The organism is Lysinibacillus contaminans (assembly GCF_001278945.1).
In the GTDB taxonomy this organism is placed as follows: domain Bacteria; phylum Bacillota; class Bacilli; order Bacillales_A; family Planococcaceae; genus Lysinibacillus; species Lysinibacillus contaminans.
Window position 1 is genome coordinate 2,258,945 of the sequence record NZ_LGRV01000003.1, and the last position, 19,548, is coordinate 2,278,492.

Here is a 19,548-nt window from a genome sequence, read left to right on the forward strand (position 1 = left end):
TTATTCAGCCGACGCCTTTACGTCCACTGAATAGAAAGTTTTTTTTGTTATGCATATCATCCTCTACTTACAAATAGGGGATTTATGTATCTGCCGCTTTGCTTTCGATACAAAAATCTGCTGAATAAAGTTGAATATCCCGAACAGCAACCACTTATTTTTCATTATACGGTTTGCAGAGCTTTTGCACAAATTAAAAATATAGGTTTCGTGTTAGAAACATGTATTTTATTTCTTTCGTTACTATTTTGTTGTAGATTTCATGAACAAATGTGCTAATCCGCTTGTTCACATCCGATTGGCAAAAACGACACATCCATGTGGCTTTTCAAAATAACTCACATCGTGTAATCCACAGTTACTTGCGAGCCCGAAACGGAAAAATAAAAGTTACACCACTTTCGCCCCTGAGAACTGACAGCGACCTTTAGGATGTTACGCTTTGTCCTAGATTAAAACAGCGCCTTTGGATATCCAAAGCAACAAAATCTATAATTTCCTAAACATAAAAAATCGGAGTTGATTTTTATCAACTCCGGCTCATCTTTATCTATAGTTTTTCGCTTTTTCTTGGTACGTATCCCAAACCTGGTCGAAGTTTGCTTTTTCTTCATCTGTCATTTCTACCATTGGAAGTCGTACATTTAAAGTGTCAAAGCCTAGCTTTGTCATCGCGTATTTCACTGGCGATGGATTAGGCTGTGCAAACAGCGCGCGCACAAGTGGTAATAACGCACGATGAATTTTTGCTGCTAGCTCATGATTCCCTTCATTAAACGCTTTTATCATTAACTGCATATCATTCCCAACAACGTGTGAAGCTACTGAAATAATACCAGCACCCCCAATTGCAAGTAGTGGTAATGTTAAACCGTCATCCCCACTATACACCAAGAAATCATCCGCAGCGTCAACATTTTCAATAATATCGCCCATTTGATCTAAATTACCGCTTGCTTCTTTAATCCATGTGATATTTGGGATTTTACTTAATGCAACAGATGTTTCATATGCAACGTTAATGCCCGTACGTCCTGGTACATTGTACAGCATGACAGGAAGCCTTGTTTCTTTCGCAATTTTTTCAAAGTGAGCATAAATCCCACGTTGGTTTGGCTTATTGTAATACGGGGCTACAAGCATAATGCCATCAGCGCCGTTTTCTTCTGCTTTATGTGTCATGGCAATCGAATAAGCTGTTTCGTTATCACCTGTTCCAGCAATTACAGGTACACGCCCTGCCGCTTTTTCTACTGTGAAACGAACAACCTCAATTTTCTCTTCTGTTGTCATCGTTGGATTTTCAGATGTTGTACCACAAGCAACGATACAGTCCGTACCGTTATTAATTAAGTGATTAATAATACGTTCAAGTTCTGGATAGTTAATTGTACCATCTTCTTTGAACGGCGTAATCATAGCCGTTCCAATTCGTCCTATATTCATATCCTAACACCCCTCTTATAGTAAGTTATCCTCAAGCATTGCTTCTGCAATTTGAATAGAATTTAACGCGGCACCTTTTAATAAATTGTCAGATACGATCCATAGATGGAAGCCCTTTTTATTGTCTAAATCTTGTCGAATACGGCCTACAAAAGTAGCATCTTCCCCTTCAGCGTAAATTGGCATTGGGTATGTTTGTGTAGAGATATCATCTTCTAATACAATGCCAGGTGCATTGCGTAATACTTCAAAGATTTCTTGCACTGACGCTTCGTTCTCTAGTTCAATATAAACAGATTCAGAGTGTCCTGAAACGACTGGTACACGTACACAAGTTGCTGCTACTGAAAGTTCAGGTGCGTGCATGATTTTTTTCGTTTCATTAATCATTTTCATTTCTTCGTATGTAAAGCCATTGTCTGTAAATTTATCGATTTGTGGAATGACATTACGAGCGATTGGATAGTGACGTTTGTCGCCACCAGAAGGTAGAATATTGGCTTCTACGTTTTTACCCGCATCCCAGTTTTCACTTTGTGCCTTTAATTCTTCAATCGCAGAAATACCTGCTCCTGAAACAGCTTGATATGTGGATACTATTACTTTTGTTAAACCAAATGCTGCACGGATTGGCTCAAGTGCAGCAACCATTTGGATTGTTGAACAGTTAGGATTTGCAATAATTCCTTTATGTTTTGCAAGATCTTCACGGTTTACTTCAGGTACAACAAGTGGTACTGTCGGATCCATACGGAAATGGCTCGTATTATCAATTACTACTGCTCCACGTTTTGCTGCTTCAGGTGCAAGTAATGCTGATACTGAACCACCCGCTGAGAATAATGCGATATTTACACCCTCAAATGCCTCTGGTGTAGCTTCTTCAATTGTATATGTCTTGCCATTAAATTCGATTGGCTTACCTGCTGAACGTGCAGAAGCTAAAAACTTAATCTCTCCGATAGGAAATTTACGTTTTATTAATTGCTCCATCATTTTTGAACCTACTGCGCCTGTTGCCCCTACAACCGCAACTGTTAACTGCTTTGTCATCTGTCATCTCTCCCTGAATACAAGTTCCATAATGTGTGCTATTGTATCACAAAAATACTGAAAATTGTGTTCAATAGAGGAATTATTTGAAATATTGTATCAACATAGGTTGTAATTGTTTTTTCTGCGTAATTGCTGCATGTACAGTCTCTACCATTTGATTAAAATCAGAAATTAATGAGTTCGGTTTACCGTGCGGTGAATCTTGCCCAAACGGGATAAAATAAATGTTCTTTGCGTTGATGAGCTTCATAATATTTGGACCATTTAAACCAAGTGCATCATTTGTAGATATGCCTAACACAACCGGTGAACCATTGCGCAAAGTCGCCTTCGCTGCCATTAATACCGGGCTATCAGTTGCTGCATTAGCAAATTTACTAATGCTATTGCCTGTCATTGGTGCAATGACCATTGCATCTAATGGATTGGATGGCCCAAACGGCTCCGCTTCTTTAATGGAAGAAACGACCTTTTCACCTGTCAATTCTTCTATTTTCGCAATCCATTCCTCACCTGTCCCAAAACGTGTTGCTGCATGTAACACCGAGTGCGTAATAATCGGTACAACAGTCGCACCCGCATCGATAAAATTCTGAATTTTTGGCACGACATCTTCATACGTACAGTGCGAAGCTGTTATACCTAAACCAATCCTTTTCCCCGTTAGCAATTTTCTTCCTCCTCTATTGCCTTGCACAAAATTGTAGCAGCATCATGCGCAAAGTATTTCCCAGGTAATGACGGCAATAGGACATACGTCTGTAACTGTTCAGAGTCTATATCTAAACAGCCAGGTTCTGATGCTAAATCATACATGACAGCCGGTACGTCCTCTTGAAACGATTCTGTTACCCATTTTGCAGGAATCGTATTAATGAAGATACTGTCATGAATGGACCATTTTCGATCATCTAAATTTGTCGCTTTATAGCCATAAGCTTTTGCTTCGCTCACCTGTACAACCGAACGCGCAACAATATGCACATTAGCACCCATTTTCACGAGTAAAGAAGCGAGCATTTTGGCGGTACGGCCGAAGCCTGCGATTGTAAAGTTTTGTCCGTAAATACATTTTTGCTCGAGTCCGTAAAACGTGGCGATAAATCCCTCCGCTGTTAACCTCGCATTTTGCCAAATAAAAGTCTCTTGCTGCAAATAGCAATTTGTTTCATTTTTTTCAAGCAAATGCTTCCAATGCATTGTGAGGCGCCCTGTATAAAACTTCACTCTAGATGTCCCGTATAACTGCTCGACTTCTATTTTTAACGGGATTATCGGTAAAATTATTTTATTCGGCTGGAATTCCAGCACGAGTTTATTTAATTCCTCATTCCATACAGTAGTTCTTTTATAGAATACTGTGCGTGAAGGACTTCGCAGCATTGTCGCTAATTCTTTGAGTCTAGAGTCTTCCCCTATGACAAGCCATTTCTCGTTTTCCAAAAGCTCACCTCAATCTAAAAATTCTGACTGAACAGTAGTTGTTTTATTGAATAAAATTCGATCCTCACCTATTAAAATAATCTCATTCCATGGAATCATTTCAGTAACTTTTACTTTCTTTTTTTGGAATAGGTTTTTCTCTTTTGTCATCTCAAAACCATGTATCTTTCCAGTTTGCACGTCTAATAGACATTCCGTATGTGCCAGTATGCCGAAGTGTACGCCACCTTCTACTTGAATTAATTCTTTATCCACCATTTCTGACAGTAACATGCCTCATCTCCCTCCTTATGCCGTTACCCCAATATATGCCACCTTTTTGCAATTCGTGCCCAACTTTAGACCGACAAATTAGTTGTATAATAAGGAAAAACTGTATATAGTGTACATATACAGTTGGAATGCGGGAGTTGAATACTTTAAAATGCACATTCATTTAAGCAACGCGAGCGACAAACCTATATATGAACAAATAACTACACAGATAAAATTAGCGATTTTAGCAAATAAACTGCTAGCTGGCGATACACTTCCTTCAATTCGTGCACTTGCAAAAGAATTGAAAATTAGCGTCATGACAACAAAGCGAGCATATGCCGATTTGGAGCGGGACGGCTTTATTGAAACCGTTGCAGGAAAAGGAAGCTTTGTGACAGAGCGTAATCAGGATTTTTTACGCGAGGAATTATTACGCCAAATTGAAGAACATTTGCAAAAAGCCGTAAAAACAGGAAAAATAGCTGGGATTACAAAAGAAGAATTGCAGGAGTTATTATCATTACTATTAGAGGAGGATAACTAAATGAACGCCTTAGAAATTCATGATTTACATAAAAGTTTCGAGGGATTTGCACTTAAAAATGTTAGCTTTTCTTTGCCGCAAGGAACAGTAATGGGTTTTGTTGGGGAAAACGGCGCAGGCAAATCGACGACCATAAAATGTGTGCTCAATTTACTAAAGAAGAAACACGGAGAAATCTTATTATTTGGAAAAGACCACATCGAGCACGAACTTGAGATAAAAAGTGACATCGGTGTCGTCTTCGATGATTTGCATGTACCAGAAGTGTTAAATGCCACGCAGCTCGACAAATTTATGGCAAAGGTTTTTCCAAATTGGGATTCAGCGTACTACTTTGAACGTCTTACCCAATTTAAAGTGCCTTCAAAGAAAAAAGTAAAAGAACTTTCTCGCGGCATGAAAATGAAGCTTTCCATTGCTCTCGCGCTTTCACATCATCCAAAGCTACTCATTTTAGATGAACCTACAAGCGGGCTAGATCCAATTATTCGTGATGAAATTCTTGACCTATTTTTAGAGTTTATGCAAGATAATACTCACAGCATCTTATTCTCTTCACATATTACAAGTGATTTAGAAAAGATTGCGGATTATATTACGTTTATCCATAATGGGGGAATTTTATTTAGTCAAAGTAAGGATGTATTACTGCATGAATATGGAATTTTCAAAGGCACGATAGAAGAGGCATCAGCATTACCAGAGCATGCCATTGTCGGCCAACGTAACGGGGCTTTCGGAGTCGAAATACTCGTTCGCAAATATGAAGTGAGCGAAGCGTTCATTCTTGAAAAGCCTTCTATTGAAGATGTTATGCTCTTTTATGTGAAAGGTGGGATTTTAACGTGACTGCCTTATTTGTAAAGGATTTAATGATCGCCCAACATAAACTAAAAAATCAGATTATTTTATTTTTATTCATTGTATTTATAGTGGGCTTTATACAGCAGGGGGCTTTACTTTTGCCTTTTATAGCATTGATGGCAATTATACATGTCATTGCCACACTCACCTATGACGAGCAGTGCAATTGGGACCAATTTGCAAATACGTTACCACTTACAAAAAATGCTATTGTGTGCAGTAAATATTTGCTCGGCATTACGCTCATGCTTGGCGGCTTAACAATTACCATGCCCTTAGCATTTTTCATTACACATTTTTCTGATTTTGTCATTATAACCGATGTATATTTAACACTGCGTATAGTTGTTACGATTGGTTTTGGTTTCCTAGCAATAATGCTACCTATTTACATACAATTCGGCTCATTTTTCGGACGTTATATTATGCTTACTTTTTCCTTTTTAGCGTTGTTGTCGGGGGATTTTTTTGAGAATTATATCGGGGGGATTTTACTTCAGCTCATAGAGGTGAAATATTTCAGTTATGTCGCACTTATTATCGGGCTCATCCTTTTAATATTTTCTTATGTAATAGCGGTCATTATTTATAAACGAAAAGATTTTTAAGGGGGGATTTATGATGAAAGCCTTACTTTGGCATCGAATGACAGCACAAAAACCCTTCTTTTTGCTACTAGTCCTACTCTGCATAATCTCCACACTCTTTGGTGCGCACTTTTTCAACAGCTTTTCGTTATTATTAGTTCCTACTACTCTCCTTTTACTACTCGTTCAGAGCATGTACGAGCAGGACAAACAGAGTAAGTGGACAGTATTTGTGAATGTATTACCTCTGTCGAAAAAAACACAGCTATTCGTTGACTTTCTATTTTGCTCTGGCATGTCCTTGCTTGCTTTTAGTGCTATTATTCCTAGTTATTTTTTACATCAAAATTCGACTAATAACACCATTGAATATTTTGCTATATTTCTCGCATTTTTTAGTAGTATGGTTTGGTTAATAAGTTTGCAATTTTATGTACATTATTGTCCTAAATACAGCAATTCTAGAATTTATGCTACATCTGGTGTTATTTTTATAATTCTCGCCATTAACATTCCTATTCATTATTACTTATCTTTAGTGTCCCCCCCACCTTTCATCATTCTTATACCGACATGCTTTAGCATCATACCAGTTATTTTAAGCTTTCAAAAATGTGTTGTGCACTATAAAAAACAGGATATTTACTAAAAATAACATACGCCACGAACCCGTACTTCTAGGGATTCGTGGCGTAAATTTTAAATATGCTAAAAAATGTAGTTAATCGTATACTCTATTTCTTGTCAATCACTACATGTGTTAACGTATCTTCTGCAAAATCAATGTCAAACGCTTTACCAAACCCTACAACATAACGTCCTTTTACTGGTGTTAGCTCAAATAATGAGAAATCAAGTGTACGTAACAGTTTCATCATATTCGCGCTATGAACCTCATCGAATGCTGCAAACACTTCCTCATGCCCTTCATTGCCTAAATTCTTAGGCGTACATTGCCAGCGTGCGCGCTCTGTCGCAAAATGATTCTGTGTCACTGCTTGATCTGCTACACATAATACATCTACAACTTGTGCTTGATCTAGCAGCTGATGATGCTCTGCAATTCGGCTAACATAAACATAAAACTTACCATTTACTCGCACAAAAGCTGCCGAACTACTAAATGGATTCCCTTCTTTGTCTACAAAGCTAAGCAAAAAGCTTTTTCTTCCTTGAATAAATGTTTCATAATCTTTTCTAATTTGTTCCATATCAATTGTTTTTTGCATAGTGAAAACTCCTAACATTTAACTGTATTTTTTAATTGAATCCGCGGGGCTGTATCCCACGTGACATGCTGAATTTCCGCTTCCATTTTATAAATGGATTGTATCATATGCTCTGTCATGACATCTTCAGGCGTACCAATTTCTGCGCGGTATCCATCTTTTACAACAACAATTCGGTCACTATAACTTGAAGCTTGATTTAAATCATGGAGTACCATGACCACCGTCATGCCAGTATCACGGTTGAGTTCACGAACTAGCTCTAACACCTCATGTTGATGCGCAATATCTAAGTAGGTTGTTGGTTCATCTAATAGTAATATTTGAGGTTTCTGAGCTAATGCCATCGCAATCCAAGCACGCTGTGATTCTCCGCCTGATAACGCGGCAATGGACTGATCTCTATAATGTGTCAGCTGCGTTTTTTCAAGTGCCCAATCGACAATTGCATAATCCTCATCATCCAAACGTTCAAACCACTTTTTATGTGGATAACGACCATATGATACTAAATTACGAACTGTAATATCTGAAGGTGCTTGATTGCGCTGACTCAAAATACACATTTTCTTGGCAATTTCTTTTGACGACAATTTTTTCATATTTTCTCCGTCAAACGTAACAGTACCTGCGCTGTAAGGAAGCATACGTGCAACCGCTTTTAAAATAGTTGACTTACCCGAGCCATTTGGTCCGATTATCGATAATACCTCACCTTTTTTGACATCAAATGAAAAATCATGGACAACTTCTTTTTGCTCGTAACGAATCGATAGCTGTTCAATTTTTAACATTAAAACGCCTTCTTTCTCATTAAGTATAAAAAGTAAGGACCACCAATGACAGCCATTAATATCCCCGCTGGAATATCAAGAGGTGCAAACAAAGTACGACCACCTGTATCGGCAATCAATAAAATGATCGCTCCCATTGCCATACTCATCGGCAGCATATATTTATAATCTGAGCCGACAAGTAAACGTGCCATATGCGGAACAATTAAGCCAACAAAACCAATCATACCGATAGCCGCTACTGAAATAGCTGCTAAAAATACGGCTAAAATAGACAGCGTGATACGTATCCGTGTCACATTTTCACCTAAGTTCGTTGCAACTTGATCGCCTAAACGAATGATGTTTGCCTTGCGAATAGCAAAAATCGATAATATCCAACCGATAATGGCATACACATAAATCATTTGTAAAGAGGCATACCCTTTTGCAGCTAAACTACCATTCAACCATTGCACTGCTGATGGCAAACGGTCACTGTATAAGATCGATAGAAAACCAATAATCCCGCCACATAAGGCATTAACCGCCACCCCAGATAAAATAATCGTAATTGGCGAAATGCCCGAACGACGCCAAGCAAGGGCATACACAATGCCCGCTGCTAGTAACCCACCGACAAATGCAGCTAGTGGGATTAAATGTGTATATTCAGGGTTTGCTAACATAATGATTAGCACAAATGCAGCCGCACCACTTGTAACTCCCGTTAACCCAGGATCTGCAAGTGGATTGCCCATTACCGCTTGTAAAAGGGCTCCTGATATGGCTATGTTCGCACCAATAATGAGTGCTAGTAGAACACGAGGCAGACGAATATCCCAAATAATCGTTGTATAAACGCCTTCTTCACGACCATTAAAAATTGTTTTTAAAATATCTGGAATTGAAATGTGCACACTGCCTAACCCCATCGCAATAATCGCTGCAATAATCGCTAGCACAAACGTTATGATGACAATTGTGCGACTTCTTGTTGTACTTATCATATGAAACTCCTCATTTTATATCAGTTACGCCTTAACGTAAATGCGTCCGGATTTTGAATTATGCCTGCATAATTAACTCCTCTCAAAATCCGTGACATCCGTCAGAAGCATAACTTTAGTCAGTTTGCGTTTAAACACCTCTGCATAAAAGCGTATTTATCTCATCACGTATATAAGGAGAATTTATCTACTGATTATCGTTAAAGAAGTAATCAGCAATTGTTGTTAATGCTGTGTCGACATTGGCAATCGATGTTACGCCAAAAGTACTGTAATCAAGCATATAGATTTTATCGTTTTTGTATGCTGATAATTGTGTCCACGCACTATTTTGAGCAACTTCTTGTTTGAATTTATCTTCACTCGCTCCATGATCTGCTGATGCCAAAACAAAAATCATATCTGGATCTGCGACAACAATTTCTTCTAAGTTAATCGCAGAATACGTTGATTCCGTTTTTAATACGGACTGCGCAATATTATCTGCACCCAGTCGCTCTACTAAACTGCCTAAATATGATTTATCGTTCATGACCATAAACGAATCAGATGTACCCATAACCAACATAACAGACGGCAGTTCTTTTCCTTGCGCTAGTGTTTCTAATTCTTTTTCTTTTGCTACGATACTTTGTAGAATTTCATTCATTTTTTCTTCTTTTCCAAAATATGTACCTAGGACTTTAAAACTTAATTTTAAATCTTCATATGAATCCGTTGGCAAATACGCTGTTTGTAAATTCATTCCTACTAATGCTTTATCAAGAGTTTCTTGTAATGAAGATGCACCAACAATTAACTCTGTTTGTAAGCTTGTGATTACTTCTAAATCTGGTGCCATCGGGGAACCAATACGAGTAATTGCATCAAAGTCTGTTGGAATTGGATTTGTAGATGTCGGCACGCCTACAGGTACAATGTCAAGTAAGTGAAGCATCTCTGTTAAAGGAACCGAAGTTGTCACAATTTTGTCTGGTACCGTTTCTGGGAATGTCGCTAATGCCTCTTGGAATTTCCCTTCATCAACACCATCTTTAAATACATCTGTCTCAACAACAGGATCCTTTGCTGCTTGTTCCTGTGATTCTACTTCAACTGAATCTTTACTTTTTTCTTCTTGTTCTGTACAGCCAAAAAGCGCTAACGATAACGCTAGTAGACCTACCCCTGCAAACTTTTTCATTAATAATTGCCTCCAATTAAGTGATAATGATTTTCAATATCACTTATATTATCAGAGTTAATTGAGAAAGACAATAGATAATTGAGAAATATTTTCACTAAAAAAGGGATTATTCACCTAGATCTCGGTGAATAATCCCTTATTAGTTATAGCTTCGGCCCAATAATCGAAATTGCTGGCTCTGCTTTTAAAATTTTTGAAATGAGGCGATCTACAGATTCCATTGAAATGGCATCTATAGAATCTAAAATCTCGTCCACAGAACGATGTTTGCGATGTACAAGTTCATTAGTACCGTTACGGTTCATACGTGACCCCGTTCCTTCTAAACCAAGTACAAAGCTGCCTTTTAGTTGTTCCTTGGCGTTATCAAGCTCTTCTTCCGTCACGCCACCAGCTACAATATCCAGCAATGTTGCATCAATCGTATGTTGTAGCTGTGGCAGTTGTTCACGACTCGTGCTACCATAAATCGTAAATGCACCTACGTCTGCATAGCAAGATTGATAAGAGAAGATTGAATAAGCTAAGCCACGCTCCTCCCGCACTTCTTGAAATAAACGAGAGCTCATATTGCCACCAATAATATTATTCAGTGCAATAAAACTATACATATCTGGATCCTTCACACCGATTGCAGGGTAAGAAATAGCTAGGTGTGCTTGCTCCGTATCACGCAGTTTCACAATTTCGCCAGGACTGAATTCGGGCTTCGTTAACACAGGCACTACCGCTAAAGGTGACGCCTCATACTGTCCAAATAAGTCCTCAATTGTTGCCAGTAGTTCTGCTGAGATATTACCTGCTACCGAGATAACTACCGATTTTGGCCCATAATGCTTCGCCATATACGTACGAATCGTATCAGCTGTAAATGTTTTTAACGTTTCAGGTGTGCCTAAAATCGGACGGCCAAGTGCATCATTTGGATACATGACTTCCCATAACTTTTCGTGGACATCGTCGTCTGGCGCATCTTCACTCATTAATATTTCCTCTAGTACTACTTGGCGTTCCTTCTCTAATTCTTCCTTTGCAAATGTAGAGTGAAAGAACATATCTGCTAAAATCGTAACCGCCAGCTCCGCATGATGGTCTAATACTTTTGCGTAATAGCAAGTATTTTCCTTTGATGTGAAGGCATTTAGCTCTCCACCAATACGGTCAAATGCTTCGGCAATTTGGCGGGCTGAGCGTGTTGCTGTTCCCTTAAAAAGCATATGCTCAATAAAATGTGTAATCCCATTTTCTTCTGGTAATTCGTAGCGTGAGCCTGCATCCACAAAAATCCCAAGTGTAACTGATCGCACATGGTCAATTTGCTCAGATACAATTCGCACGCCATTTTGACATGTGTGTACTTGTACCAAATAACTTCCCTCTTTCCATTAAAAAAGACTGCGTATAAAGCGCAGCCTTTTGTTTATGCTAATTATTCACCTTGCTCAGCGCGTTCTTTTTCTTCTTTCACGACTACTTTACGTGATATATTGACACGACCTTGCTTGTCGATTTCAATGACTTTCACAAGTAATTGATCGCCAAGTTTTAGTACGTCTTCAACTTCTTTTGTACGCTCTTCTTGGATTTCAGAGATGTGTAATAAACCATCTTTACCAGGGAAGATTTCACAGAATGCACCGAATTTTTCAATACGTTTTACAGTTGCTAAGTAGTATTCACCTACTTTTGCTTCACGTACGATATTCTCGATGATTTGTTTAGCACGAGCATTCATTTCTTCATTTGCAGAAGCAATGTAAATTGTACCGTCTTGTTCTGTATCAATTTTTACGCCAGTTTCTTCGATGATTTTGTTAATTTGTTTACCACCTGGTCCAATTACGTCACGGATTTTATCAGGATTGATTTTCACAATAAGGATTTTTGGTGCGTAAGCAGATAATTTTTCACGTGGCTCTGCAAGTGTTGCAAGCATCGATTCTAGAATGTGCATACGACCAATTTTTGCTTGTGTTAATGCTTCTTCTAGAATATTGCGTGATAAACCATCGATTTTAATGTCCATTTGAAGTGCCGTTACACCTTTAGCTGTACCTGCCACTTTAAAGTCCATATCACCAAGGTGATCTTCCATACCTTGGATATCTGTTAAGATTGAATAATTCTCACCTTTTTTAATAAGACCCATTGCAATACCTGCCACTGGTGCTTTTAAAGGTACACCTGCATCCATCATTGCTAAAGTAGAAGCACAGATTGATGCTTGAGACGTTGAACCATTTGATTCAAGCACTTCAGATACACAACGAATTGTATATGGGAATGCATTTTCATCTGGTAAAACTGCTAATAATGCACGTTCGCCTAAAGCACCGTGACCGATTTCACGACGGCCTGGTCCACGAATTGGGCCAGTTTCCCCTACTGAGAATTGCGGGAAGTTATAGTGGTGCATGAAACGTTTAGATTCCTCTACACCTAAACCATCGATAATTTGTACGTCGCCAAGTGCGCCTAATGTACAAATTGAAAGGGCTTGTGTTTGACCACGTGTGAATAATGCTGAACCATGTGTACGTTGTAGTAAACCAGTTTCAGAAGAAAGTGCACGAATTTCGTCTAATTTACGACCATCAGGACGAATTTTATCTTCTGTAATCTGACGACGTACTTCGTCTTTCACCATTTTATCTAAAATCGTGTGGACTTGTTTCATCGTTACATCATCAGCTTCTTGTTCTTCATAAGAAGCAACAATGCGTTCTTTTACAGCTTGTATTGCTTCTTCACGAGCATGTTTTTCAACTGTTTGAATTGCGTCATGCATTTCTGTTTCACATGCAGCTTTAATATCAGCTTGAATTGCTTCGTCGATTTCGAATAAAGTAATTTCTTTTTTCTCTTTACCAACTTCAGCTACAATTTGCTCTTGGAAAGCGATCATTTTTTTAATTTCTTCATGACCAAACATAATTGCCTCAAGCATAATTTCTTCAGGTACTTCTAAAGCTCCTGCTTCAACCATGTTGATTGCATCTTTATTTCCTGCCACTGTTAAGTGTACAGTTGAATATTTAGACTGTTCGACAGTTGGGTTCACAACGAATTCGCCGTCGATATAACCAACTTGAACACCTGCGATTGGTCCGTCGAATGGAATATCTGAAATAGATAATGCTAAAGATGAACCAATCATTGCAGCCATCTCTGCTGAACAATCTGGATCATTTGACATAACCATAGAAATAGCTTGTACTTCGTTACGGAAACCATCTGGGAACATTGGACGGATTGGACGGTCGATTAAACGGCTCGTTAAAATCGCATTCTCAGAAGGACGACCTTCACGTTTAATAAAGCCTCCAGGAATTTTACCTGCTGCATATAAACGTTCTTCGTAGTTTACTGTTAATGGGAAGAAATCTAATGGTTTTGGTGATTTTGACATTGTCGCTGTTGCTAATACTGATGTATCGCCATAACGTACTAATGCTGCACCGTTTGCTTGTTTTGCTAACTGTCCTACTTCAATAACTAGTGGACGGCCAGCCCATTCGTATGAATAGACTTTCTTTTCGTTCATTCAATGAACCCCTCTCTATTATAAAAAACACTTACTCATCTGTATGTATTAATAGTAAGTGTACCAAAAATGCTTGTTCTATGCTAAATATTTCATTATTTAATGATACATTGGATTATTATACTTGCCAATTTATTTAGGAATCTTTTTTTGCATAAAGAAAAAGCGGGAATAATCCCGCTTTTTGTTTGTCAATTAGCGACGTAAGCCTAAACGAGTGATTAATTCACGGTAACGTTGTACGTCTGTTTCACGAAGATATTTAAGTAAGTGACGACGACGACCTACCATTTTAAGAAGACCACGCTCAGAGTGGAAATCTTTTTTGTGTGTACGTAAGTGAGTATTTAAAGCATTGATTTCAGCTGTTAAAACTGCTACTTGTACTTCTGGAGAACCAGTGTCACTTTCGTGAGTACGGTACTCAGCGATTAATTCGTTTTTACGTTCTTTTGTAATAGCCATTTGTATTGACCTCCTAAATAATTGTTTATCCCCAATAGCACAGTGAACGTTGGAGTACTCGATACACCGAGCTAAGGTTAAGCACTTTATGCACTTATGAATGTTACCATAAAAAGAATAGCCAAGCAAGCAATCCAATTCGCCGCAATGATTTTATACCTACCTCTACTCTTTCGTAACATAAAACATTTGCTAAATCATATTAAAGTGCTGATAAGTCCTTGAGATATTGGATTGCTTGTTCTTTATCTTGCTCAATTTGCGTCTTTAAAGCTTCAATGCCATCAAATTTTTGCTCGCTGCGAATACGTTTATACCATGCCACTTTTACTTCTTCGCCATATATATTTTTCTCGAAGTTAAAAATATGTACTTCGATCGATAATTGTTTGTCATTCGGGTCCTTAAATGTTGGTTTATAGCCTACATTACAAACACCATCATACCAATTATTTTGCACGTTTAGACGTACTGCATATACACCGCTTGCAGGAATAAACACACCTTCTAGCGCTTGTACATTGGCTGTTGGAAAACCAATTGTACGACCACGTTTATCACCGTGTATAACTATGCCTTTTATTTCAAAAGGTCTGCCAAGTAGTATGCGTGCTGCTTCCATATCGCCCTCTTGCAGAAGCTTGCGAATACGTGTTGAGCTGATTTTTTCTACATTATCCGCTTTTTTATCGACCACAGTTACACCATAATCGCCCTTGCTTAGTGTACGCATATCTTCCATTGTACCTTTACCAAACGCACCAAATGAAAAATCAAAGCCAGCCGTAACGTGCTGAATATTTAACGCACGAATAAATGTATCAACAAATTCACCCGGTGATAACTTTGCAAAATCCGATGTGAAATGTACAACAAATACCGCATCAACGCCCTGCTCTTCAAATAGCTGAAGCTTTTGTTGTAATAAAGTAATGTAAAAAACTTTTTCATTACGTCCACCTAGCACTAATGAAGGATGAGGGTCAAATGTCATGACTGCCGTCGGAATTTGTCGCTTGTCTCCCTCTTGCTTCGCTGTTGCAATAACAGCCTGATGTCCCAAATGCACACCGTCAAAAAAGCCAAGTGCAAGTGAGTATGGCTGCATACTTTCTCGCTGTTGTAATTGATGTGGGTATTTTAAATGAATAACCTCCATACCAAAATTCCTCCTACTCTATCGTCGGGAACATTTTATGTGGCTTCATGAATCCTTCCTTTGTCGGATGGGCCTGATAAACCGCGAATGCTTTCCCTTGAATCCCAAATACAATTTTATCATGTATCTTTAATAATGCATCGATAGGAAGCACTTGTCCATTTAAAATTTCTTTTTTATTTGACTCATCAATCTCGATATACGGATATTCTGAAAGTGCGTATTCAACCGGTAATATACAAACATCGACGTTTTCAGCTTCCATTAGTTCTGCCACTTGTGCCAGTGTATAGCAATTCTCCTTCGTAAATGTACCTGAAGCAGTACGTACAAGCTCTGCCATATGTGCAGGGTAGCCAAGAGCCTCCCCGATTTGAACAGCTAACGTGCGAATATACGTACCTTTGCTGCATGCAATGCGCACAGGAAACGTAATTTCTTCACCTTCATATACGTCCGCGTCATCTAATAACTCAAGTGCGTGAATCGTTATTTGACGTGTTGGTCTTTCCACCGTTTCGCCTTTTCGCGCGTATTCATATAAACGTTTACCATTCACCTTTACTGCAGAAAACATTGGTGGCGTTTGGGAAATCACTCCTGTTAACGATGCTAGTGCTTCAAGCAACTGTGCACGCGTGAATGACTTATGCGTAGTGTTTTCTTCGACTGTTTCACCTTCTGCATCCTCTGTCGTCGTCGTACGGCCAATTGAAATAACTGCTTCATATGTTTTCCCCGTGTCTGTTAAGTATTCAGCAATCCGAGTCGCTTGCCCAATACAAATAGGTAATACACCTTCCACACCAGGATCAAGTGTTCCTGTATGCCCCACCTTTTTCGTGCGTAAAATTTTCCGTAATTTAAAAACGCAATCATGACTCGTCATGCCACGTTCCTTCCAAAGTGGTAAAATACCGTTCATGTTTTTCCTCCTCAGTAATAGAAAAAAGTCTGCCTGCATGAACATGCATGTGGCAGACTTTTCATTTTTCTTATTCTTTGTGTAAATCGCGTAATAATGAATCAATTCGGTTCCCATATTCAATCGATGAATCAAATTCAAAGAGTAACTCTGGTGTACGACGTAAACGTATACGTGAACCAATTTCTGAACGGATGAAACCTGAAGCTTTTACTAAAGCTTTTAATGTTTCCTCACGTTCACGTTCATTACCTAAAGACGTAATATAAATAGTCGCTTGTTGTAAATCACCTGTTACATCAACACCAGTAACAGTTACAAAGCCAACACGCGGGTCTTTAATTTTGCGGCTAATAATTTCGCCAAGCTCTTTTTTCATCTGCTCAGCAACACGGTTTGAGCGTAGAGACATAGTTAGTCACCTCAATTTCGTTGTCCAGATATTTGCGCGACAAGCGCAGATACCCCGTCCTACCTATAAATAGTCTCGCCACACATTAAGCTGTTCCCATGACGGATTCGACTGTAAAAATTGAAGCGCGTGATTGATTTCACGCTCTGCTGCTTCTTTCGAAGAAGAAACAGCAACTAGCGCTAATTTCGTACGTTGCCATACATTTTGATGGTCGACTTCCGCGATAGAAACATTAAATTTCTGCTTAGTGCGTGTAATCATACGCTGGAGTACAGCGCGTTTTTCCTTTAACGAATGGGCAGTTTGAATAATGAATTCAACCTCTGCGTATACAATCATTAAGCACGTTTAACTTCTTCCATAACGTAGGCTTCAATAATGTCGCCTTCTTTTATGTCATTAAAGTTCGTAATCGTAATACCACATTCGTATCCTCTTGCAACTTCTTTCACTTCGTCTTTGAAGCGTTTTAATGTATCAAGTTCACCTTCGAAAATCACGACGTTGTCACGGATGACACGTACGCCAGAATCGCGTGTTACTTTACCTTCAATTACGTAAGATCCAGCAATTGTACCAACTTTTGATACTTTAATTGTTTGACGAACTTCAGCTTGGCCAATAATTTTTTCTACAAATTCTGGGTCAAGCATACCTTTCATCGCGTGTTCGATTTCTTCGATTACTTTATAAATGACACGGTGTAAACGAATGTCTACGCCTTCTTCTTCTGCTGCACGCTTCGCATTAACATCCGGACGAACGTTAAAGCCGATTACGATAGCATTAGAGGCAGCTGCAAGTGAAATATCTGATTCTGTAATCGCTCCAGCACCAGTGTGAATAATTTTCACGTTTACGCCCTCTACATCGATTTTCATAAGTGAAGCAGCCATCGCTTCAACCGTACCTTGTACGTCAGCTTTGACGATTAAGTTTAATTCCTTCATCTCACCTTGGCTCATTTGTTCGAATAAGTTATCAAGCGTTACACGTTGTTTTTCAGAACGCTGTGCTTGAATCGCTGTCATCGCACGTGTTTCACCAACCTGGCGAGCTGTTTTCTCATCTTCGAATACGACGAAACGGTCACCAGCTTGCGGCACATCATTTAAACCTGTGATTTCTACAGGCGTTGATGGACCTGCTTCTTTAACACGACGGCCTTTGTCATTAACTAGTGCACGTACGCGACCAAATGCATGTCCGACTACGATTGGATCTCCAACTTTCAAAGTACCATCTTGTACTAAAAGTGTTGCTACTGATCCGCGACCTTTATCAAGCTGTGCTTCGATTACTGTACCAAGTGCTAAACGGTTTGGATTTGCTTTTAGCTCTCCAACTTCAGCTACAAGTAATACCATTTCTAATAATGTATCGATACCATCACCTTTTAATGCTGAGATTGGTACGAAAATTGTTTCGCCACCCCAAGCTTCAGGTACTAAACCATGTTCTGTTAATTCTTGCATAACGCGGTCAGGGTTTGCTGAAGGTTTATCCATTTTGTTTACCGCTACGATAATTGGAACTTCTGCTGCCTTCGCATGGTTAATAGCTTCAACCGTTTGTGGCATAACACCATCATCAGCCGCTACAACTAAAATTGTTAAGTCCGTTATTCTTGCACCACGTGCACGCATTGTTGTGAATGCTGCGTGTCCAGGTGTATCTAGGAACGTAATTTTTTTGTCGCCTTCTGTTACTTGATAAGCTCCGATATGTTGTGTGATACCGCCCGCTTCTCCAGCAGTAACTTTTGTATGACGAATAGAGTCAAGTAAAGTTGTTTTACCATGGTCAACGTGCCCCATAATCGTAACAACTGGTGGACGTTCTGTTAATACAGTTTCGTTTACTTCTTCAGTTTGGTCGAAGTGCGTTTCTAAATCCGTAATATCTACACGGATTTCTTCTTCTACTTCTACACCATAGTCTGTACAAATTAACTCAATTGCATCCTTATCTAGCTCTTGGTTTATTGTTGCCATTACACCAAGCATGAATAACTTTTTGATGATTTCAGATGGCTCACGGTATAATTTTTTTGCTAATTCTGCTACAGATAATGATTCGACAAAAGTAATTTTTTCTGGCAATTCTTTTTGTCTCACCGGTAATGTAGGTTGGTGTGTTTTTGGATGACGGCGTTTACCACCATGAATCCCTGGTTTTGGACGTTGATTGAAACCGCCGCCTCTACGGTTATTATTATTGTTGTTGTTATTATTATTTTGTGTCATATTTCTATTTTGATTACCTTTTACATTCTTAGATTTTTCGTTAGACGAATTTTGGTTTTGTTGCTGGTTTTGTTGCGGTTGTTGCTGATTGTTATTGGTAGCACGAGGCTTAAACGAATTAGGTTGTTGCTTAGTACCTTCTTGTTTTTTCACCGGTTGCTGTGGTTTTTGTTGCCCTTTAGTAGCTTGTTGTGAAACTCTTTGAGTAGGTTGTTTAGACTCTTGTTTTTCAGCAGGTCTTTTAAATGATTGGTTTAACTTTGTCACAGTGTCGTTTTCTAGCATAGACATATGATTCGTCACACTCACATTAATTTTATTTAGTGCTTCAATAACCTCTTTACTCGATTTATTCACTTGTTTCGCATATTCATGAACTCTAATTTTGGTCATCCGCT

General features: G+C 38.8%; 21 protein-coding genes. 4 read left to right on the plus strand and 17 right to left on the minus strand.

Annotated elements, in window-relative coordinates; all coding sequences use genetic code 11:
• Positions 1–546: 546 nt before the first annotated feature.
• The 5 genes from dapA to AEA09_RS13135 form a co-directional block, all read right to left on the minus strand.
• Positions 547–1,446, minus strand: a complete 900-nt coding sequence (dapA, locus tag AEA09_RS13115) for a 4-hydroxy-tetrahydrodipicolinate synthase (protein ID WP_053584280.1) — start codon at positions 1,444–1,446, stop codon at positions 547–549.
• 15 nt (positions 1,447–1,461) lie between these two features.
• Entirely contained in the window at positions 1,462–2,499 is a 1,038-nt protein-coding gene (locus tag AEA09_RS13120; RefSeq protein WP_053584281.1) for an aspartate-semialdehyde dehydrogenase, read from the minus strand.
• An 82-nt stretch (positions 2,500–2,581) separates the two neighbouring features.
• Positions 2,582–3,172, minus strand: coding sequence for a dipicolinate synthase subunit B (locus AEA09_RS13125; protein WP_053584282.1), 591 nt, complete (start codon positions 3,170–3,172; stop codon positions 2,582–2,584).
• The gene (locus AEA09_RS13130) at positions 3,166–3,945 is read right to left on the minus strand and encodes a dipicolinate synthase (protein WP_053584283.1); all 780 of its coding nucleotides are present in this window, start codon (positions 3,943–3,945) and stop codon (positions 3,166–3,168) included. Before AEA09_RS13130 ends, AEA09_RS13125 begins: the two co-directional genes overlap by 7 nt.
• A gap of 9 nt (positions 3,946–3,954) precedes the next feature.
• A complete protein-coding gene (locus AEA09_RS13135) occupies positions 3,955–4,218 on the minus strand; it encodes a YlmC/YmxH family sporulation protein (protein WP_053584284.1) in 264 nt (87 codons plus the stop codon).
• Between the two features lie 151 nt (positions 4,219–4,369).
• Between AEA09_RS13135 and AEA09_RS13140 the strand changes: the two genes are divergently transcribed.
• Genes AEA09_RS13140 through AEA09_RS20660 form a run of 4 tightly spaced genes read left to right on the plus strand, consistent with a single transcriptional unit; the run spans position 4,370 to position 6,847 of the window.
• Positions 4,370–4,747: a GntR family transcriptional regulator gene (locus AEA09_RS13140; protein ID WP_053584285.1), complete on the plus strand. Its 378-nt coding sequence runs from the start codon at positions 4,370–4,372 to the stop codon at positions 4,745–4,747.
• Positions 4,748–5,596, plus strand: coding sequence for an ABC transporter ATP-binding protein (locus tag AEA09_RS13145; protein ID WP_053584286.1), 849 nt, complete (start codon positions 4,748–4,750; stop codon positions 5,594–5,596).
• Positions 5,593–6,219 carry an ABC-2 transporter permease gene (locus AEA09_RS13150; protein WP_053584287.1) on the plus strand — a complete coding sequence of 209 codons (627 nt, stop codon included), beginning with the start codon at positions 5,593–5,595 and terminating at the stop codon, positions 6,217–6,219. The genes AEA09_RS13145 and AEA09_RS13150 overlap by 4 nt, the downstream gene beginning before the upstream one ends.
• 37 nt (positions 6,220–6,256) lie before the next feature.
• A complete protein-coding gene (locus AEA09_RS20660; protein WP_425412006.1) occupies positions 6,257–6,847 on the plus strand; it encodes an ABC-2 transporter permease in 591 nt (196 codons plus the stop codon).
• Positions 6,848–6,932: 85 nt separating this feature from the next.
• Here AEA09_RS20660 and AEA09_RS13160 read toward each other — a convergent pair whose 3' ends face one another.
• The 12 genes from AEA09_RS13160 to infB all read right to left on the minus strand — a co-directional run bounded on the left by AEA09_RS13160 (position 6,933) and on the right by infB (position 19,543).
• The gene (locus tag AEA09_RS13160; protein WP_053584289.1) at positions 6,933–7,427 is read right to left on the minus strand and encodes a pyridoxamine 5'-phosphate oxidase family protein; all 495 of its coding nucleotides are present in this window, start codon (positions 7,425–7,427) and stop codon (positions 6,933–6,935) included.
• An 11-nt stretch (positions 7,428–7,438) separates the two neighbouring features.
• Positions 7,439–8,221: an ABC transporter ATP-binding protein gene (locus tag AEA09_RS13165; protein ID WP_053584290.1), complete on the minus strand. Its 783-nt coding sequence runs from the start codon at positions 8,219–8,221 to the stop codon at positions 7,439–7,441.
• Positions 8,221–9,210, minus strand: a complete 990-nt coding sequence (locus tag AEA09_RS13170; protein ID WP_053584291.1) for a FecCD family ABC transporter permease — start codon at positions 9,208–9,210, stop codon at positions 8,221–8,223. Before AEA09_RS13170 ends, AEA09_RS13165 begins: the two co-directional genes overlap by 1 nt.
• Before the next feature lie 187 nt (positions 9,211–9,397).
• Positions 9,398–10,393 (minus strand): ABC transporter substrate-binding protein, encoded by a 996-nt coding sequence (locus AEA09_RS13175; protein WP_053584292.1) that lies wholly within the window; start codon positions 10,391–10,393, stop codon positions 9,398–9,400.
• Between the two features lie 146 nt (positions 10,394–10,539).
• Positions 10,540–11,763, minus strand: a complete 1,224-nt coding sequence (locus AEA09_RS13180) for a M16 family metallopeptidase (RefSeq protein ID WP_053584293.1) — start codon at positions 11,761–11,763, stop codon at positions 10,540–10,542.
• Between the two features lie 62 nt (positions 11,764–11,825).
• Positions 11,826–13,940, minus strand: a complete 2,115-nt coding sequence (gene pnp, locus AEA09_RS13185) for a polyribonucleotide nucleotidyltransferase (protein WP_053584294.1) — start codon at positions 13,938–13,940, stop codon at positions 11,826–11,828.
• Positions 13,941–14,135: 195 nt separating this feature from the next.
• The gene (gene rpsO / locus AEA09_RS13190; protein ID WP_053584295.1) at positions 14,136–14,405 is read right to left on the minus strand and encodes a 30S ribosomal protein S15; all 270 of its coding nucleotides are present in this window, start codon (positions 14,403–14,405) and stop codon (positions 14,136–14,138) included.
• Positions 14,406–14,607: 202 nt separating this feature from the next.
• Positions 14,608–15,564: a riboflavin biosynthesis protein RibF gene (gene ribF, locus AEA09_RS13195; RefSeq protein WP_053584296.1), complete on the minus strand. Its 957-nt coding sequence runs from the start codon at positions 15,562–15,564 to the stop codon at positions 14,608–14,610.
• A 13-nt stretch (positions 15,565–15,577) separates the two neighbouring features.
• Positions 15,578–16,489 carry a tRNA pseudouridine(55) synthase TruB gene (gene truB, locus AEA09_RS13200; protein WP_053584297.1) on the minus strand — a complete coding sequence of 304 codons (912 nt, stop codon included), beginning with the start codon at positions 16,487–16,489 and terminating at the stop codon, positions 15,578–15,580.
• Between the two features lie 70 nt (positions 16,490–16,559).
• Positions 16,560–16,901 carry a 30S ribosome-binding factor RbfA gene (gene rbfA / locus AEA09_RS13205; protein ID WP_053584298.1) on the minus strand — a complete coding sequence of 114 codons (342 nt, stop codon included), beginning with the start codon at positions 16,899–16,901 and terminating at the stop codon, positions 16,560–16,562.
• Positions 16,902–16,964: 63 nt separating this feature from the next.
• Positions 16,965–17,243, minus strand: coding sequence for a DUF503 domain-containing protein (locus tag AEA09_RS13210; protein ID WP_053584299.1), 279 nt, complete (start codon positions 17,241–17,243; stop codon positions 16,965–16,967).
• Positions 17,243–19,543 (minus strand): translation initiation factor IF-2, encoded by a 2,301-nt coding sequence (infB, locus tag AEA09_RS13215; protein ID WP_053584300.1) that lies wholly within the window; start codon positions 19,541–19,543, stop codon positions 17,243–17,245. The genes AEA09_RS13210 and infB overlap by 1 nt, the downstream gene beginning before the upstream one ends.
• Positions 19,544–19,548: the final 5 nt, after the last annotated feature.